Below are 1,320 nucleotides of genomic sequence, written 5' to 3'. Positions count from 1 at the left end.
ACCGTATTCAAGCCACTATGGTTTTTGAAAAGATTCTATAAAAATCCCCCATATTCGCCAATAGCAACCCTATTTCTACGGTCTATTGTGCAAAAATGGAGGAAATTGAAGAATAGAAAGCAGATTTTACAGACTAAAGCGCAAAAAACGACAAATTTGACAAATGAACAAGAAAAAAATAAAAAGCAACTCTTTTTATTAAAAAGATTGCTTAATAGTTAGATTGGTGGGAAGAAAGTATGAAAAATTTAAGTCAACGACTTGTTGATAAAAGTGTTGAGGCCTTTATTATGGGGCTAGAAATTTACAACAAGCCTACAATCAAATATCGTATTGAAGGGTTCAGTTTTTTCATATGTAATGCTTGGGAGTTGATGTTGAAGTCTGAGATGCTAAATAGAAATCTATCCATCTATTTTAAGGATAATCCAGATAGAACTCTCAGCCTTGAGAATGTTATCAAAAAAATTTACTCCGATGATAGTACACGAATTCGACTAAATCTGGAGCGTATTATTGAGCTTAGAAATATCAGCACACATTATATTACAGAGGATTATGAACTTAAGTACGCTCCACTATTTCAAGCGTGTGTACTTAACTACGTCAATGAACTTCAGAGATTTCATGGTAGAGACATCACTGAGACCATTGCACAAAATTTCCTAACTATATCAGCAAGTTATGAGCCTCTGACAAATGAACAAATCAGACTAAAATATCCAGCGGAAATTGCAGAAAAGTTTATTCAGCAAGCAAATGCTATAGATGTTCTCGTTTCTGAGTATAATTCAGATAAATTTGCAATTGGTGTAAAACAAAACCTATACATCACAAAGAAAAAGTCTGAAGCTGACTTCGTTGTCTCAATTGCAAATCAATCTCCCTCTCAAGTGGCAATAGTAAAAGATTTAAAAGATCCATCAGAGACTCACAAATATTCATACGGGAATATCATCTCAGTTGTGAATGATCGATTAAACAAGAAAAATATCAAATTAAATTATAAATCTAGTTTCAATCAATATGTTCTAACCTTAATCATTGATTTCTATTCAATAAAAACTGACGAGAAATTTGCATATTGCCATAAAATAGGTAAGTCTGAGCACTATACCTATTCACAGCAATTTGTTGACTTTATCATTACAGAAATAGAAAAAGACCCTCTAAACTTTGTAGAGAGCCTTAAAAAATCAAAATAAAAAGATAACCCCAGGCACATAGGAATGCTCGACCTTTCAGTCTACCCCATTCTGGGACCCAGCGTTTATCCTTCACAAGTTATCTTATTGAGTCCATTATATCACACTTATGGAA

At 33.1% G+C, this 1,320-nt stretch carries 2 protein-coding genes; both read left to right on the top strand.

The annotated features are described in order from the left end of the window. The coding region (locus O0J15_RS21165; protein ID WP_308306298.1) for a hypothetical protein at positions 1-222 on the top strand (222 nt) is incomplete at its 5' end. A 17-nt stretch (positions 223-239) separates the two neighbouring features. Continuing rightward, on the top strand, positions 240-1,205 hold the full coding sequence (locus tag O0J15_RS21160; protein ID WP_308306297.1) for a DUF3644 domain-containing protein: 966 nt from the start codon (positions 240-242) through the stop codon (positions 1,203-1,205). The last annotated feature ends 115 nt before the right edge of the window (positions 1,206-1,320 follow it).

The sequence above is a fragment of the Stenotrophomonas sp. Sm10 genome (assembly GCF_030985515.1).
Lineage (GTDB): Bacteria > Pseudomonadota > Gammaproteobacteria > Xanthomonadales > Xanthomonadaceae > Stenotrophomonas > Stenotrophomonas hibiscicola.
Note: the sequence above shows the minus strand (reverse complement) of the source record. Positions and strands in the feature narration are given on the sequence as shown.

Excerpts from the sequence above, each read along its gene's own strand:
- O0J15_RS21160 (WP_308306297.1), top strand. The coding sequence starts at position 240 with ATGAAAAATTTAAGTCAACGACTTGTTGATAAAAGTGTTGAGGCCTTT.